We start from the raw sequence: 1,057 nt of genomic DNA, 5'->3' as shown, positions 1-1,057 counted from the left end.
CCCCACCACACCGCCCGCCCCCTCCGACGAAGGAGCAGCATGACCACCGTGACCGCCGCCGAGCGCGTCGTCCCCGGCCCGCGCGCACTGGCCGCGCACGGGCTCTCGACGCTGCGGCGCCATCCTCTGATCGTCGTCCTCACCCTGCTGGTGCTGGTGTTCCAGCTGTCCACGGGCAGCTTCCTCGACCCGGGGAACCTGCGCGGGATCGCCACCGACGCGGCGGCCCTCGCGATCGTCGCCGTGCCCCTGGCCCTGCTGGTCATCAGCGGCTACCTGGACCTGTCGGTGGGCTCGACGCTGGCGCTGGGCGCCCTCACGGCGGGCTGGCTCGCCGGTGAGCACGCCCAGTCCCCCGTGGTCGCCGTCCTCGGGGCGCTGGCCGCCGGCGCGGCGGTCGGCGCCGTGAACGGAGTGCTCTGCTGCTATCTGGGGCTGTCGCCGTTCATCGTGACGCTGGGCATGCTGGCGGCCGTGCGCGGCCTGGCACAACAGCTCTTCCCGCTGCCGCTGAGCGGTTTCGGCGACGGCTTCGCCTGGCTCGGCGGGGCACGGATCGCCGGGATCGCGGCCCCCGTCGTCATCGCCGCCGTCGTGCTCGTCGCCGGGGCGCTGTTCCTGGCGTACACACCCACCGGACGCCATGTGTTCGCGATCGGGGTCAACCGGGAGGCCGCGTACCTCTCCGGCATCGATGTCCGCCGTACGCCGTTCGCGCTGTTCGTGGTCACCGGTACGGCCGCCGCGCTGGCCGGGGCGATCAAGGCGTCCGTGCTGGACAGCGCGGTCGCGGGCACCTCGGGCACGGGCTTCGAGCTGACCGTGCTCACGGCCGTGCTGCTGGGCGGGGTCGCCCTGAGCGGCGGCTCCGGTTCGGTGCTCGGGGTGCTGCTCGGCGTGCTGTTCCTGGGTTGCCTGCAGAACGGGCTGACACTGCTGAGCGTGCCGACGTTCTGGCAGCAGATGGCGCAGGGCGTGGCTCTGGTGGCGGGCGCCGCGCTCGCCTACTTCGGCCCGCGCGCGACCCGGTGACCGACGCCCCGGGCCCTTCCCGTAC

General features: G+C 74.0%; 1 protein-coding gene. It reads left to right on the top strand.

Annotated elements, in window-relative coordinates; translation table 11 throughout:
* Window positions 1-39: 39 nt before the first annotated feature.
* Window positions 40-1,032, top strand: coding sequence for an ABC transporter permease (locus tag P1P70_RS45005; protein WP_319248324.1), 993 nt, complete (start codon window positions 40-42; stop codon window positions 1,030-1,032).
* The last annotated feature ends 25 nt before the right edge of the window (window positions 1,033-1,057 follow it).

Source organism: Streptomyces sp. MB09-02B (assembly GCF_033794485.1).
Classification (GTDB): domain Bacteria; phylum Actinomycetota; class Actinomycetes; order Streptomycetales; family Streptomycetaceae; genus Streptomyces.
The sequence above is the reverse complement of the archived record's forward strand: the minus strand, read 5'-3'. Positions and strand labels throughout refer to the sequence as shown.